The sequence below is a fragment of the Paenibacillus sp. OSY-SE genome, from assembly GCF_000283315.1.
Classification (GTDB): Bacteria; Bacillota; Bacilli; order Paenibacillales; family Paenibacillaceae; genus Paenibacillus_B; species Paenibacillus_B profundus.
On the sequence record NZ_ALKF01000173.1, the window covers coordinates 42,336 to 58,875 of the forward strand.

Sequence of the window (16,540 nt, forward strand, 5' to 3'; positions counted from 1 at the left end):
CCCTTTTAAATAGCATTGTTCATGCATGATACACCCACTAGCCACTCCGTAATCGTGTGCTATCTTATTCATTAGACGAAGAGCTCATTTAAAATGTTAATAAAAAGAAAAACTCCCCTAGAGGTAACAATTGAAAACACATCTTAACCTATGTGTTTTCTCATTGTTACCTACAAGGGGTAGCGCATGTTAACTATTTAATTTCGGATAACTTTGCCCAAGAAACGCTTCACCGGGCCGTAAGGCGTATCCAGCACTTCGTAGAAATTGACGATAACCGGGTATCTCACACTTACCATGTCAATATTCTGGAAGATGATGTTCTGCTCGCCCTCTGCCAGACGAGGCTCCTCGACGAGCGAGAACAGCTTCGTTCCGAGCACGCGGCCGCCGTGATCCGTCATTTCCAATCTGATTTTGGACAAGCTCGGATCGGCCATTACCTGTTGGGCGCGATCGATATTGAGCTTCAGCTTCAATGCATATGAGGTTGATTCCATTATCGAATTTCCGTCCCGGAGCCACTTGCCCTCCCAATCGTCGATCTTCAATCGGAACGGGTACATGTCGAACAACAAATCACCTGTATAATCAGGACTCGTCTTAAAGCGGAACGTATCGACGACGAATGGATACTCCTTCTCTTCGCGGCTATCAACAATATGAAGCAGCAGCTCTTGTCCCTTATCCCCATCAGGCAGAACGAACAGATGCGATTCAACGACAGCCGCATTCGGAATGAGCGCCTTCTTGTCTGTCTTGGAACCGATCCGTTCTCCGCCGAATCGGGCTCCGTCCTTATTCTCCAATTCAGCGTGGAACGATGGCAGCACAACGGAAGAGCCGCTCTTGTTCTCGAGCTTGAAGCGAAGCAGCAGCGCTTTGAAGCCCGCTTCTTTGTTCTCCAGCGTCGTCTCTTCCTCGATCGATACTTTCAATCCCTCGGGGAACAAATCAACCCCTGCTCCGAACTTCATCGGCTCCCGCAGCTTGTAGTCGGTCGGTGTCACTTGGGCTGACGCTTGCTTCGTAATGTTAATGAAGAGACGCCCTACTTGATACGTAACAGCTTGCGTCGCATCGGCCGCTCCCGGAGGCTGGAACGATTCCGGCGTCATCAGCTGCAAGCCGGTCAGCTCCGCACGGGGCCCTGTCTCGACCGCAAATCGGAGGGTCGCACCTTCCCCAGGCAAGAGCGACTCGGGAACTTTACCAAGCTTCTTGCTGTAATACAGTTCATTGTTAGACCAGGCAATCAACTTAAAGTCAGGCACACTTTCCCGTATGCTGTTCCGGTTCTCTACGCGGAACGTGACGACATGGATGGACTCCAGCTTTTCTTTGCCGCGCTCTGCCGCCTGTTCCGGCTTGCCTGAGCTCTTCACGATGCTTATCGGCGTATAGATAAGCATAGATGTATCAGACAATGCGCTCAACTGAAAAGGTTGGCCCCACTCCTTAATCGATTCAGGATCGGTTATCGGCGTGTAGTCATTCTCCCATGCCTGCTGCGGCATATTCATTGTGGCGATGGCAGTCTCCTTTTTCGGATACACCTCACGATTGATTTCCTTCCATATAAATCGGACAGGAGCAGCCGTTTCCTCAGCCATCACATGGCTCATCCAGCGCCATTCGGCCATTTCGCCCGGCGACAGCACGCGCGCATTGTTCGAGCTGGGCTCCATGGCGTACTCCGCCTTATTATCCATTTGCACGAACAGCTCATAGTCAGGCAGGCGAAGCCGTTTGCCCGATTCGTTCTTTAGCTTAATTACAGCGGCAACCTGCCGCCCCTCAGTCGTATCGCTATTGATGACATCGGCTAGCTCGATTTGTAATCGGAACTTGGCCTTCATATATTCCGTTGCATTGGGTGTCGACGTTTGTACCGGTATAGTCGGATTAGTGTTGTTAACATTTTTAGCTTTATTAGCGGTATAGTCCGGTTTTTCCTGAGTCCCCTGATTGACCGGGTTGGCTACGTTAGGCTTCTCCCCCTTGGCGGCATGAACGGTTGCACGACCGTCATCCGCAGGTTGGCGCGCGTAGACCGAAGTCGAGCCAACGCTGATTCCAAGTAGAACAGCGGCAGCTGTCAATTGAATCAATTTTCTATTCATTTCTCGCCATCTCCTTTACTGCGCAAGCCGCACCTGCTGCTTATCCTTTAGTTGATGCTGACCTGAGACTATAATGGACTCTCCTTCCCGCAATCCGTCCGTCACCGCATACATGGCTTCCTCCAACGGACCCAGAGTGACAGAACGCTTCACTGCCTTACCGTCTTTATATATAAAGACGAATGTCGCTCCCTGGTCGCGCACGACTGCGTTCGCCGGCACGACAGGAACCTCGCGCTCTTTCTCTCCCGCCAGGCTGATCTGAACCTTCATTCCCGGCTTCAGTTCAAGCTTGGCATTATCCGCCTTCATCTCGATGGCATATGTGCGCGTATCCATATCCATGACGGAAGACAAATATGTGATTGTTCCATTAAGGCTTTTCTCCCGGCTGCCGGATACATAAAAAGCCAACGTCTTTTTACCGTGCACGAGCGGGAGCATATCTTCGGCCAGCTTCGCCTGAACACGCACCGTGCGGATGTTGGCGACGCGGCCCAGCTTCGTCCCGGAAGCCACAGTCATCCCAGCGAGAGCTTCCCATTCCGTCAATATGCCATCGGCAGGCGCTTTAATTTCCGCTTCTTCCAGCGCGAGGTTCGCCTCCGCCAACTGATACTGAGCGGCCGCGATTTGATCCTCGACCGTCACATCGGACTTAACGCTCTCCGCCGTATCCAGCTTCATTTTCAGCACTTGCAAATCAAGGTTGGCATTTTTAAGCTGCATCTCCGCCTGTTCGATGGCCGTTTTTTCCACCGTGCCTTCGTCATATCCGTTTTTCAGCTTGTTCAGCGCCTTCGTCTGCTCCTCAATTTGGGCTTCCAGCTTCGTAATCGACAAGCGCGCTTCAGCCATGTTCACGCGCTTGGTCTCCCGTGATGACGTAAGCAGCTTCTGGGCGCTCTGCAACGCGAGTTCCGCCCGCCGTTTCTGCGACTCAATGCGGGCTACATCCGTGCGGGCAATCACTTCCCCGCGTCTGACCTGCTCCCCGCGCTGCTTCTGCACCGACACGACATCGCCCGCTCCCTTCGCGACGATATCCATCATGACCGATGGAGTAATATCGGCTACAACCTCCGCCGGCGCTCCCATCGGCTGCTTGGCCACAGCCGCCGTCTTGACCTCGGGAATGGATGTCTGCTGCCCGCTCTCTGCTCCCGGCTCATTGGCCTGGTCTGGCTGAGAACATCCGGCGGCGACAACAACCGTTCCCGCGAGTATCGCCAGGAGAAGCGCTCTTGTGATGCGGCTGCTTCTATATGTTTGATTCATGAGTTATATCCCCTTTCCTGCGGCATGCGGTGCCGCATCGTTCCCCGGTTGTCCGGAAGCGCGCTTACCGCTTCGCTGCCGCTGGGCAATGATATCGTAAATGATCGGAACGACGACGAGCGTTAAGAGCGTAGATACGGTCAGCCCGCCGATAACGACAACCGCCAACCCCCGCGAAATGAGCGTTCCATGGCCGAACCCGAATGCAAGCGGCAGCAACGCCATAATCGTGGCGCCGGCTGTCATGATGATAGGACGCAGACGGGAGAGCCCCGCTTCGATCAATGCCGGACGAACACCCCATCCCGCTTCGCGCAGCTGTTGCGCCTTGTCGAGATACACGATGGCATTCGTCACCACGATGCCGATAAGCATCATGAAACCGATGAGGGATGTAATATTGATCGATTCATTGGTTACAAACAGCCCAAGCACGCCGCCGATAGCCGCGAACGGCAAGGAGAACAATATGGCAAATGGCGCGCTCGCATTGCCGAACGTCAGCACCATAATCAAGTACACGACGAATACCGCAGCGCCCATTGCCACAAATAGCTGACTGAAGCTCTCGCCGATGTCCGCGCTCACGCCCGTTACTGAACGGCCAACGCCTTCAGGCAGCTCGATCAGATCCAATCCGGCCGCAATCTGGACGCTGATGCCGCCCTTGTTCTGTCCGGTAATTTTTGCGGTTACGTTGATAACTTGCTTTTGATTGTCCCGCTTAATGGAGGCAGGCGCTTGCACCCGTTTGATGTCCGCAATATCAGAGATCGCTATCGTATCTTGAGTCGGTGTCTTCAATTGGATAAGGCCAACAGACTGCAAGCCGTTCCGCCCCCCGCCCTCGGTTTCCACTACAGTAGGAAGCAGTCCTTCCTCATACCGATATTCGCCAATTTTGTTTTGAAACAACCACGTTTGCAGCGTGTTCTGCACGACAGCAGGGGTAAGCCCGAATTGATTCGCTTTGCGCGGATCGACATCAATGACGACTTCCGATGTGGCTTCACTCAATGAGTCCTTGATTTCAGACAGCTCAGGGAACTTCTTCATTTCTTGCTTGATGACGGCGGCGGCCTGCCTCAACTGAGCAGCGTCTTCTCCAGACAGAACGTAGGTGAAATCCGGCGACGAGCCGGCAACTCCTGACAAAGTCATCGTATCCAATTCCGACCCTGCCGGAATGAGCTTGGCCAGCTTCGCTTTATATTCCCGCTTTGCCTGATCGACATCAGCCTCTTCGTTCACTTCCGTATATATTTGTGCCGTATATGGCATTGGACTCGGCACGCCGCCATAACCGACCAGTGTTTCGATGAATGTGAACAGAGGGCGGTCCTGCCCGTCCCGTGCCGCACGCAGCTCTGCCTCCATTTCTTTCAAGATGAAGTCTGTCGTCTTCAAGGAACTCTCATAAGGCAGCTTCACCGTGAAGTAGAACTGACGCGGCGGATTACCTTCCGGCATAAAGGTAAAGGAAAGCAGCGGCACAATCGCCACCATCGTGACGATGAACAGCAGACCCGATATAAGCAGGGTCTTCAAGCGGTGAGCCAAAGACCACTCCAGCAATCGCCGGTAGCTGGACGCAAGAACCGATGGCTTGGACTCGTCGTGCCCCTTGATATCAGCCTGCTTCAGCACGATCAGCTTGGCAAGCATCGGGATAACGGTCAAGGCAACCAGCAGCGATGCCATCAAGGCGCAGGCCAGCGTAATGGCGAAGGGACGGAACAATTGACCGGCCGGTCCGCTAATCATGCCGATTGGCGCAAATACGCCCACTGTCGTCAACGTGGATGACGTGATGGCATTCGCCACTTCCTTGGTCGCCAAGGCGATGACCGACTCATTCTTCTCAGTAGCACGCTGGAGCTTGGAATATATATTTTCAATGACGACGATGCTGTCGTCGACGACGCGGCCAATCGCTATAAACATGCCGCCCAGCGTCATAATATTAAGCGATATGTCCATCCATTTCATAAGCAGCAGAGCGATGAGCACCGACAGCGGAATGGACACGAGCACGATTAGCGTCATCCGCATATTTCTCAGAAAGACAAGAACCATGAGCGATGCCAGCAAAGCGCCGACAAGCCCTTCGCGCACAAGTCCTCCGATGGATTCTTTGACTTCGTCTGCGTAATTGTATACCTTCTTGAAGGTTACGCCCGCGAGATCCGACTTCCACTGTTCCATCAGGAGATCCGCCCCGGTGGTGAACTCGACTGCATTCGCGCCGTCTGCCTTATACAGCAAAATGCCGATGGCCGGTTGATCGTCCAGCCTTGCCATGAACTTGGACTCGGTAATCTCGGCAATCCTCCCCAGTTCGGCAAGGTGCACCGTTCCTCCTTGGGCCGTCCGCAAAGGGATATCCTCAAGCTGCTTCACGCTGCTTATTCCGTTGTCCATGCGTGCAAGAAGCGTGTTCCCATCCAGCTCCACCATTCCCGCAGGCCCGGTTGCCAGAGCGCTGCGCAGCGCCTCCGACACTTGCGCCGGCGCAAGCCCGTATGAGCGGAGCCTCTCAGGCGATAGACGGATGTTGAGCGTCGTGCTGCTCGCTCCGATAATATCCATATGATCCAAGCCCCTTAATGCTTGAAAACCTGGTTTGATCGTCTTCTCGAAATGCTGTTCCAGTTCAGGCTGCGTCATGCCTTCGTCCGCATACATGGCCAAGTAATAGGAAGGGATCGATGCAACGCCGAGCGTAGATACATGAGGGCGATCCATACCAGCCGGGAATGAGATTTCCTGAATCAAACTTTCCATATCCGATTTCTTCCGATCCGTATCCACGCCTTCCTCAAATGTCACGAGGATCACAGATGTCTGGGCGCTCGACGTCGAGGAGATCGACTTCACGCGCTCCATGCCGGATATTTTTTTCTCAATCGGCTTCGTCACCTCCTCCATCACATCCTGCGGAGGGGCCTCATACTGTGCAGTCACTAAGACGAGCGGGAACGAGATGTTAGGCATGTTATCTATTTTTAAGCCCGTGGACGCATACAACCCTCCCCCGAACAGCATCGCTACGATAATAAGAACCGCAGCCACATTTTTCATTGAAAATCGAATTAATGCGTTCATACTTTCCTCCTTGTCTCCTCCTTACATGGCTTTATGTACCAAGGTTCCGGCCTAGAACATAACGTAACAATGAAATATGAACGGAGCATGAACAAAGGAAAATTAAGGAACAAAAAAACCATAACCGCAGCGAACACGGTTATGGTCGTGGAAAACATACATTACCTTTTTACTATGAATAAATAGCATGGCAAGAGACACTATTGGCGAATTATCCTTTTATTAACGGCAGTGTCACCGTCACCTTCGTTCCTTGACCGCTCACGCTTGCCAGCGCAACCGTTCCGTTATGCAGAGACATGACCTTGTTCACAATCGCCAAGCCGAGACCGCTTCCGTTACCGTCACGCCGCCGTGACCGATCCGCCTTATAGAACCGTTCGAACACCCGGTTCAAATCCTCTTTAGGTATGCCGATACCGGTATCGGAAATGACAACTTCAATTCCTTTTGACTGGCGGGACAACACGATTGTGATCGTTCCGTTATCCGGAGTGAATTTCATACTGTTGCCAATCAGATTCATCCAGACGAGACTTAGCATGTCTTCGTCTGAAGTAATCGTGACCGCTTCTAACTGCAGGTCCATCTGTAATGATTTGGCCTGCCATTGCGGTTCAAAGGCAACAATAGCTTTACGAAGTTGTTCGTCTAATGAATAGGTCCTCATATTTACAGGATGATGCTCTGACTCCAAGGAAGCGAGCTGCAGCAGATTGTCACTTACACGGGACAATCGTTCGCTTTCCGTCATAATAATTTGCAGGTACCGTTCACGTTGTTGTTCAGGGACAACGTTATTTTTAAGCGCTTTGGCGAAGCCGAATATCGACGTCAAGGGTGATTGAATCTCATGGGAGACATTCGAGACGAAATCTTGCCGCATTTGCTCCACCTGATTCAACTCTTTCGCCATGTTGTTGAAGCTTGCCGCCAATTCACCGATCTCATCCCTTCTTTTCATGCGCAATTCGGTCGTAAAATCACCCTTTGCCATTCTCCTTGTAGCCGCGGTCATCTTCTTCACCGGAAGGACGATATAGCTCGCAGCCACCAAGAAGCATAAGCTTCCCACTACGAGCACGACGATAAGCACCATGATGATGAAGCGTCCGATGACGTCCAAGCCGCCGATGGACATCTGTAAAATTAGTGCCTGCCGCTCTTCCCCAATATCTACAGGAATCCCGATAATCGGAACACTCTCGTTGTTAGCCGCGGTCATGCGGACCTTTTCGCCCGCCAACACTTGCTTAATCTGTTCCGCTTCCACAGGGTAGAGCTGATGCCTGTTAATGCTACGCTGCAGCACAGTGCGGCCCTGATTATCGAAAATTTGCACTTGAAACAAATCAAGTGACTGCATCGATAGCAAATATTGTTCAAATTGAGACAGCGGCATGCCCGCTCGAAGACGGGCCAGATCTTCTCCCAGCTTCGATAAATCGCGATACGCAGCCTCTTCCATCTCTTTTTGAAACAGCATCCCCGAAACAGAAAACGCAGCGAAAATGCCGACAATAAGCGCTAGCATAAAAGTGAGCACAACCTGCACATACAGCGTCTTAATCATGGTATACCTCTAAGCGGTAGCCGAGACTGCGGGCTGTAACGATGTTGAATATGTCCGTATAACTGGAAAAACGTTCGCGAAGGCGCTTAATATGTACGTCTACCGTGCGATCGTCTCCTACGTAATCGATTCCCCATATTTCTTGAATCAGCTGCTCGCGCGTCAAGATTTGTCCTGGGCAGCTTGCGAGCTTAAATAGCAGCTCGAACTCTTTCAACGGCAATGTCATAGATGAATCGTCTTCCGGCTTAATCACTTTATAACTGCTGCGATCCAACCGCAGCTGGCCAAGCTGGACAACTTGTGAATATACGATCCGATAACGTCGAAGCAACGCTTTCACTCGCATGACGAGCTCCATCGGATCGAACGGCTTCGTTATGTAATCGTCAGTACCAAGCTGAAACCCTTTGATCTTCTGCCCCGGCTCCCCCTTCGCGGTCACCATAAGCAAGGGCAAATCAGGATAGCCGCGCCGCAGCTTGCTGCACAGTTCCCACCCATCCATACACGGCATCATAATGTCCAAAATAACCAAGTCCACTCGATTCACTTCCATTAGTTGAATGGCTTCCAATCCATCCCTTGCTTCAAGCACCCGGAACCCTTCGTTACGCAAATACAATCCGATAAGCTCGAGAATATGATCGTCATCATCCGCTACCAATATCGTCCTCATCCACCCCGGTCTCCTTCAACACAAATGGTTCGTTCCCACATGCAATATACTTGCCTGATGTTCACCAAGCAGTCAGCTTGAGGCTGTTCAAGTTCCCTTCTTGAACTTGACCTAATTGTATTATATTGCAAGTGTTAGATCCATAATTTTACGTATTGAAACAACCGTATCCACCTAATCTGCAGGCCCGATTTCGTCTTTCACCAGCCTGTCAGCGAAGTAGAGCTCTACATTAGGGTTCACTGTATGCAGCAGCTTGCACTCTTGCCGGACGGCACCGAACATTTCGCCTCTCTGGGCAGCAGTCAGCCCTTCAGCCGTAATATAGAACTTCAAATCCATAATGTAACCCTCCTCGTTCACCTCGTCTTCGACCTCAATCTGCAGAGAGGTAATATTCCATTCCTTCTCATTAGCATAGTCCTCCATCGAGGTTCCCACACTGGAAGCGAGCCCGAGCAGCCATAGTTCCAAAGCACTAAATCCAGCTTCATGACCTTCACCCCCGCCTCCATGTTCAATTAAGACGTTGCGCGAATGGGCGCACCCAACTTGCTGGTACGGTTTCTGTCTTTTCACAAATACATGCATAAGCAAAGTCTCCTTTTCATCCTCGGCCAGTTTGTTTGCAACTACTGACATAGTAAGGTTTACGGGCGAATTTCCAGTACTTTTTTCGACAATTTTCTCTATTTTCATCATTATTCCTTTCATTTCCAATATCAGTTCTGTGGTTAAGTTAGCAGAGATCCCGCTTAAAACCAGCACTGCGAAGGAAGTTTGAACAATAGTTACATTTTTGTAATAATGATTCTCCCAGACTATTGTCAACTTTTTAACAACTATGCTAGTCTAGTTTTGTCGATTAATTAGTAATCAACTTACATTTTTTACATTTAAGGAGGAGATGCAGTGAAAACCGCCTTACGCACTGTCCTAGTGGCAGGCGCAGTATTCGGTTGCATGCTGTGGGCAGACAGCGCTCTTGGAGCGACGGTACATGCTGCCGAAGCAAAGCAAGTGACGATTAACGTGAACGGAGAAGCATTACAATTTACTGATATTATTCCAATTCTTGATGAAAATGAGAACCTTTACGTCCCGCTGCGCGGCTTTGCCGATCGAATGGGGTATACGATAAATTGGACGACTGTTGATGAAGATATTGTTGAGATTGAATTTTCCAACGGCGACAAGACCATACGGTTCCGCACCGACAGTCCGAAAGCCGAAGTTGATGGCCAAACCGTTGATATGGGAAGCGAGCCATGGGCGTACAAAAACAATACATATCTCCCGCTGCGCTTTTTAATGGAGCAATACAATTTAGAATTTACATGGAATCCTCAATACTTAAAGACCATTCCAAGCATTGAGCGCCATGCCCCAGAAGTGCCTAAGGCAGCTGAGCCAAAAACAGGCGCCCTGACGGATCGCATCCTGAACACGGCCCACAGTTACGTCGGTGTGCCCTACGTATGGGGCGGCACTTCACCGAGCGGCTTCGATTGCTCCGGATATGTTAATTATGTATATAGCAAGCATGGAATATCCCTGCCGCGCACTTCCCGCGACATGTATCGTGCCACCGGCACGTCCGTAAGCAACCCGCAGCCTGGAGATTTGCTCTTCTTTGCGGACGGAGGAAAATCCATAACGCATGTTGGCATATACATCGGAAACAACCAGTATTTGAATGCTTCATCAGGCAATGCTCACCGCGTTATTGTGTCGAGCCTGTCATCCTCTTGGTCAAGCCGCACCTATGTCGGTGCCAAGCGTGTTCTTTAATTTACCTGTCTGGGGCCGCAGAGATAATCTGCGGTTTTTTTCGTTTTTACATGCATAATTATTTTTATAGAGATTATAGTGACATCGCAGAAAAGTTCGGGATCCGGCGCAAGAAGCAGCAGCAGGGTAAGCTTGGTATTTAAACAGTACTATTACAGCACAAGGAAGGGATTGTTGAAGATTCCATAATCTGCTACGCTCGTAGGGAAACCGTTGCTGTGCAAAGGAGGAGAAGCATGAAATTATCTATAGGTGGATTTTCGTTCAATAACATGCGCGTGGAAGGGAAAATGGATATTTTCTCTTATATTGACACGGTGCATGCACGTTATCAGCTCCACGCCATTGATTTCTGGAACGCCTTCTTCGCTGACAGCTCGCGCCCGCTCTGGAAAGTCGCTGACGACGACCAACTGCGGCGCATCCGCGACGCTTTGAAGGAGCGAGAAATGACCCTGGTGAACATTGCTGTAGATAGCGCACATCTATGGGACGCTGATCCGGAGGTACGGGAGGCGCTCCATCAGAATGCGCTCTCCTATCTACGGGCCGCTGAAATACTAGAGGCGAAATCGGTGCGCTTGGATGCGGTGCTGCACGGTGACGGTCAGCTAAGCGACGAAGCTTTGGAATACATTGTCGCACGTTACCGTGAATATGCTGATCGGGCCGCTGACGGCGGTTACTGGGTAGGCCCCGAAAATCATACCGGGCTCGCATTGTTCCCGGAATCTCTCGTTCGCATCTCCGAAGCAGTCGACCACCCGCATTACGGCATTCTGCTTCATCTCGGACGCTGGCAGGCGACAGGCGTTCCATTCGGCCACCGTAAAGCTACAGCGGAAGATGCCGCGCTCTTAGCGAAGGAAGGAGATCGACAAGTTAGCCGTTGGGTCCGCCATACCCATGTCGATCACCGCTTAGTTGAGGCAGATAACGCCGTGGAGCGTGTATCCAGCTTGATCCAAGCCGGATACGATGGATATTGGGCCATTGAGTACAATGCGGACAATGACCAATTGAACGCAGTAGGCGACGCATTGAACAAGCTGCGTCATCATGTGGCCGCGTGCCGGAACGAGAGCAGCAGCAGTTCAGAACATATTTCAGACTGAATGTTTTTATAGCGCGTGTTCAAAAAGACCTATTCAGCATCGAAAAGGTTGCAAGAACCCGAATTTAAGGAGGAGCGGATAGAGAAGAGATAGTGATAGCAGGAGGAAAATAAATGGAACGAAGACGTATCGCCATCATTGGTGTCGGTCAGATTGGAAAGCACCATGCAAGTGAGTATGCGCATGTCGGAGGTGTCGACGTTATCGCGGTATGCGATGTGAATGAAGGAGAAGCAACGCGCGTCGCCGAGCAATACAGGGTGCCCCATGTGTATACCGACTTCCGCAAGCTACTGCAACGAGATGACATCGAGGCTGTCGATGTATGCTTGCACAACAACTTCCATGCTCCAGTTACGATAGCCGCATTGGAAGCCGGCAAGCACGTCTACTGCGAGAAGCCGATTGCCGGCTCCTACCGGGACGGCGCAGCAATGGTAGAAGCCGCCGCAGCAACCGGCCGCATGCTGCACATCCAATTGGGGACGCTTTATTCCAAAGAGACGAAAGCAGCTAAAGCATTAATCGACGCCGGGAAGCTTGGCAAGCTGTATCACGCCCGCTCCACAGGCTTCCGCCGCCGCGGCCGCCCATTCGTCGACGGATACGGCTCGATGGCCTTCACACAGAAAGCGACCGCTTCAGGCGGAGCGCTATATGACATGGGCGTATACCACATTTCCCAACTGCTATACCTGCTTGGCCTGCCGAAGGTGGCGCGCATCAGCGGGCAGACGTATCAAGAAATGGAAATGCTCCAGGACCGCCGTGAACAGAGCAAGTTCGACGTGGAAGAGCTTGGTCTTGGCTTCGTCAAATTCGAAGGCGGCGTGACGCTCGATATCGTAGAAGCATGGGCGATATACCTTAGCAGCTTCGAAGGCAGCAGCATCGTCGGATCCGAAGGCGGTATCCGCATGCCTTACCGCACGAGCCAGGGAGCGCATTCGTTCTCTTATCACAGCACAGTAGCTGATTTAGACTTGAACGCGACGATCGATCTCGATTCCATGGACAGCCGCAATCATTTGCTCAACCCGAATGAATGGGCATACGACTCTTCGCAAGGTCACTGGGCAGCTGCGTTGAACGGACTTGTGCCGCTTCTGCCAACAGCTGAATTGGCGCTGAACACCATGCTTATCAGTGAAGGCATCTATATGTCGAGCACGCTCGGTCGCGAGGTGACTGCGGAGGAGATTGCTGCATCCTCCATCTCCACAGCCATTGACTTATCTACCCTCTAACGGATTCACGGAGTGCTGCGACCACCCTCTTGTAAACGGCTTGGGGGTACGGTAGAGCTGCTCATTCGCTCGGAGCGTCTGATATGTTGTATGATGGAAGCAGCAACACTGTCTTCCGTCCCGTGCCCGCACGGAGACCTAACATCATAGATAGAGGTGATGCGATATGTCCACATCCGAATCGATGACACCGTCTACCCGCTCCATTGCACCAGCCCTTCAAGCCGAGCTGACGCGCGGAAGCGCACCAGGCAAGCTAAGCTTGCACTTATCATGCGGCAGGCCTGGTGCCGAGTATGAAGTGTACAACAGCCCTTCACCCGACTGGGATCGGGCGCAGGCTACCTTCATCACCAGCACCACCGGCACCGAGGGAACAGCTCTGGAGTTCGGCGATCCAACGCCCGGACGCCGTTGCTACGTTCACGTGGTGCAGAGCGGTTATGCGGTGTTGACCGTAGGTGAACGCGTGCTGCCGCTTGCAGGCGGTTCCAACTTTCGCGATCTGGGAGGCTATGCTGCCAGCGACGGACGAAGAGTGCGCTGGGGCCGGCTGTACCGGGCAGCAGAGCTATCTGAATTGACAGCGGACGATGTGTCCTATCTCGATTCACTCCATCTGCGCGCCCTGTGCGATTTCCGCGACAGCGATGAAGTAGCCTCCATGCCTTCTCCGCCCCTGCAGGCAGTGAACAGCAATCACGTCCCACTCGTGCAATTGTCAGGGTCAACTGCCATTCGCCAATCGCGGGATGTCATCCGACAGCCGTCCGCCTTTAATACGGGCGAGCCGGGGCAGCTGCTCGTCGACCTGAACCGTTCGCTCGTTCATTCCACAGCCGGCATCCGCAGCGTCTTCGAGCTGCTGCTTCGCGAGGACGGCACGCCGCTTCTCTTCCACTGTACAGCCGGCAAAGACCGCACCGGTCTCATATCTGCACTCATTCTCATCGCGATCGGTGTCCCGAAGGAGACGGTCATGTACGACTATATGCTGACGAATAGGTACTTGAATGTCTTTAACTTGCGTCTGAAGACGGAAGCCAGGATAGCGGATAGGCTCGGGCTCGTGAACCCTGACGTGCTGCAAGCCGTCATGGAAGCTCGTCCAGAGTACTTGACCGCCGCGTTCGAGGAAATGGAACAAGCATACGGCGGCATCCACCCATACCTAGAGGATGCCCTCGGCTTAACCGAAACGGATATAGAAGAGCTGAAGCGGAAGCTGCTGGAGTAACTGCAGCGCCAGCCTGTCACGGCCCTTGCCCCCACGGAGGTTTTCCGTAAGGGTCAGGGCTTTTTCGCATGGAGCGAGAACGAATAAGATGTTGATAGAAGGAACCTTGATTCTCTATATATTTCTTTTGAACGGAAAAAATAGAAGAAGACCAAGCCCTCAAAGAGAACTCGGTCTTCCGTATACACTAATATAGCTGTTCAACTGTTCAGCTGCTCTGCTATCCCAATGTGACGACTTCGTACTGCGAAGCCAAATCGACAAATGCGCCCATACTCGATATTTCGCCTGCTGCCAGCTCATCTGCGATGCCATAATGATCGACACATGTCTTGCAAGCGAGCACCGGCACCCCCGCTTGAGCCAATTCCGCGAACTGCAGCGATGCCAGCGAACGGGACGTAAGGGCCAACACTCCGCGGTTCATGCAGAAGATGGCCGCCGGTTGCTCCTCCCGCTGCTTCAGCAACGTCAAAAATGTTTCCAGAATGGTAGCGCCGAGACCGTTCTCCTGCGCCCCAATCGAATCCGATGTCAGTAAAATGACTTTCCCGTTCATGCTTCTTGACCTCCAGCCTGTACGGCAATCTCTGCCGATCTCTCGCGCAGCCTAATCATTCCGGTCTATTCATGCGTCAAGATTCGGCGCAATTACTTCTTCGGCAGCTCAAATGAGCTCTTTAACGAAACAATTAAGTTAAACACGATATGATTTTCGCTCGAGCCTTTTGGATCGACATTGAAATACCCATGTCGGAAAAATTGGAACTTATCCTGTCCCTTCACATCCTTCATGTTCGGTTCCACGAAGCCGTGTTCCTTCACGAGCGAATTCGCATTGATGCGATCCAAGAACGATGACGAATCATCTTCATCATTCTCTTCATCCAGGATAAGCGGCTCATACAGACGGAATTCAGCCGGAAGCGCGTGCGAGGCTTCCACCCAGTGAATCGTCCCCTTCACTTTACGCCCGGTAAATCCGCTGCCGCTCTTCGTTTCCGGATCATACGTGCAGTGAATTTCAACCACGTTGCCGTTCTCGTCTTTCACGAAGTCATGGCATTTAATGAAATAGGCGTGCTTCAAGCGGACTTCATTGCCAGGGAACAAGCGGAAATACTTGTTCGGTGGATTTTCCATGAAGTCATCTTGCTCGATATAGATTTCGCGGGAGAACGGAACTTGGCGTACGCCCATTTCCAGATTCTCCGGATTGATTTCTGCATCCAGCCATTCCACTTGGCCTTCCGGATAGTTCGTAATAACGACCTTCAGCGGCTTCAGAATGCCCATTGTCCGCGGAGCTTTCAGCTTCAAGTCTTCACGAAGGAAATGATCCAAATATTTCGAATCGATAACGCCACTCCCCTTCGTTACGCCGATCTCCCGACAGAACGTACGAATGGACTCTGGTGTATAACCACGGCGGCGAAGCCCGGAAATGGTCGGCATGCGCGGATCATCCCAGCCGTCCACCGCTCCTTCATCAACCAACAGCTTCAGCTTGCGCTTGCTCATCACCGTATTCGTCAAATTGAGGCGGGCAAACTCATATTGATGCGGTATCGATTCCATCTCGCACTGTTCGATGAACCAATCGTACAGCGGGCGTTGGTCCTCGAATTCCAACGTACAGATCGAGTGCGTGATGCCTTCTATTGCGTCCTCAATCGGGTGTGCGAATGCGTACATCGGATAGATGCACCATTTGTCGCCCGTATTATGATGCGTCGCATGGGCGATACGATAAATAACCGGATCGCGCAAGTTGATATTCGGCGAGCTCATGTCGATTTTGGCGCGCAGCACCTTTTCCCCGTTCTGGAATTCGCCGCCCCGCATACGTTCGAATAAATCCAGATTCTCTTCCACCGGGCGGTCACGATGCGGGCTGTTCTGTCCTGGCTCCGTCAACGTCCCCCGCGTCTGGCGGATCTCGTCCGCGCTCAAGTCATCGACGTACGCTTTGCCCTTGTTAATGAGCAGCACCGCACGCTTATACATTTCCTCGAAGTAATCCGACGCGAAATAAAGTCCGTCCCATTCAAAGCCGAGCCATTTCACGTCCTCTTTAATCGACTCGACATACTCCGTATCTTCCTTCAACGGATTCGTATCATCAAAACGCAAATGCGCGCGGCCTTTGAACTCGCGTGCGAGTTCGAAGTTCAAGCAGATCGACTTTGCATGTCCGATATGTAGATAACCGTTCGGCTCCGGCGGAAATCGGGTCACGATGCTGTCCACACGGCCTTCCTTCAAGTCATCTACGATGATGTTACGAATAAAGTTGGATGTGTTAGTTGGGTTTTCCACCAATAATCAACCTTTCTTTGCCCTTAACGCTTTGCTTATTAATATACCCGTATCGTTGCGGGAGTTCAACTCT

At 51.8% G+C, this 16,540-nt stretch carries 12 protein-coding genes; 4 read left to right on the top strand and 8 right to left on the bottom strand.

The features are described 5' to 3' along the window. Positions 1–197: 197 nt before the first annotated feature. The 6 genes from A372_RS0111335 to A372_RS0111360 form a co-directional block, all read right to left on the bottom strand. Entirely contained in the window at positions 198–2,123 is a 1,926-nt protein-coding gene (locus tag A372_RS0111335; RefSeq protein ID WP_019420967.1) for a hypothetical protein, read from the bottom strand. Positions 2,124–2,138: 15 nt separating this feature from the next. Further along, positions 2,139–3,401: an efflux RND transporter periplasmic adaptor subunit gene (locus A372_RS0111340; protein ID WP_019420968.1), complete on the bottom strand. Its 1,263-nt coding sequence runs from the start codon at positions 3,399–3,401 to the stop codon at positions 2,139–2,141. A 3-nt stretch (positions 3,402–3,404) separates the two neighbouring features. Next, on the bottom strand, positions 3,405–6,506 hold the full coding sequence (locus A372_RS0111345) for an efflux RND transporter permease subunit (RefSeq protein ID WP_019420969.1): 3,102 nt from the start codon (positions 6,504–6,506) through the stop codon (positions 3,405–3,407). Between the two features lie 211 nt (positions 6,507–6,717). Next, on the bottom strand, positions 6,718–8,079 hold the full coding sequence (locus tag A372_RS0111350; RefSeq protein ID WP_019420970.1) for a sensor histidine kinase: 1,362 nt from the start codon (positions 8,077–8,079) through the stop codon (positions 6,718–6,720). Next, the gene (locus A372_RS0111355) at positions 8,072–8,758 is read right to left on the bottom strand and encodes a response regulator transcription factor (RefSeq protein ID WP_019420971.1); all 687 of its coding nucleotides are present in this window, start codon (positions 8,756–8,758) and stop codon (positions 8,072–8,074) included. The genes A372_RS0111350 and A372_RS0111355 overlap by 8 nt, the downstream gene beginning before the upstream one ends. Positions 8,759–8,932: 174 nt before the next feature. Beyond that, positions 8,933–9,349, bottom strand: coding sequence for an OsmC family protein (locus tag A372_RS0111360; protein WP_019420972.1), 417 nt, complete (start codon positions 9,347–9,349; stop codon positions 8,933–8,935). A 321-nt stretch (positions 9,350–9,670) separates the two neighbouring features. Here A372_RS0111360 and A372_RS0111365 point away from each other — a divergent pair, with 321 nt between their 5' ends. The 4 genes from A372_RS0111365 to A372_RS0111380 all read left to right on the top strand — a co-directional run bounded on the left by A372_RS0111365 (position 9,671) and on the right by A372_RS0111380 (position 14,148). Then, positions 9,671–10,549 (top strand): C40 family peptidase, encoded by an 879-nt coding sequence (locus A372_RS0111365; protein WP_019420973.1) that lies wholly within the window; start codon positions 9,671–9,673, stop codon positions 10,547–10,549. A 236-nt stretch (positions 10,550–10,785) separates the two neighbouring features. Beyond that, positions 10,786–11,664 (top strand): sugar phosphate isomerase/epimerase family protein, encoded by an 879-nt coding sequence (locus A372_RS0111370; protein ID WP_019420974.1) that lies wholly within the window; start codon positions 10,786–10,788, stop codon positions 11,662–11,664. A gap of 113 nt (positions 11,665–11,777) precedes the next feature. Further along, positions 11,778–12,911, top strand: coding sequence for a Gfo/Idh/MocA family protein (locus A372_RS0111375; RefSeq protein ID WP_019420975.1), 1,134 nt, complete (start codon positions 11,778–11,780; stop codon positions 12,909–12,911). A 166-nt stretch (positions 12,912–13,077) separates the two neighbouring features. Next, a complete protein-coding gene (locus tag A372_RS0111380) occupies positions 13,078–14,148 on the top strand; it encodes a tyrosine-protein phosphatase (protein ID WP_019420976.1) in 1,071 nt (356 codons plus the stop codon). 220 nt (positions 14,149–14,368) lie between these two features. Here A372_RS0111380 and A372_RS0111385 read toward each other — a convergent pair whose 3' ends face one another. Together A372_RS0111385 and A372_RS0111390 are read right to left on the bottom strand one after the other, a co-directional pair. Further along, positions 14,369–14,707, bottom strand: coding sequence for a DsrE family protein (locus tag A372_RS0111385; RefSeq protein ID WP_019420977.1), 339 nt, complete (start codon positions 14,705–14,707; stop codon positions 14,369–14,371). 92 nt (positions 14,708–14,799) lie between these two features. Beyond that, positions 14,800–16,467 (bottom strand): glutamine--tRNA ligase/YqeY domain fusion protein, encoded by a 1,668-nt coding sequence (locus A372_RS0111390; RefSeq protein WP_019420978.1) that lies wholly within the window; start codon positions 16,465–16,467, stop codon positions 14,800–14,802. Between the last annotated feature and the right edge of the window lie 73 nt (positions 16,468–16,540).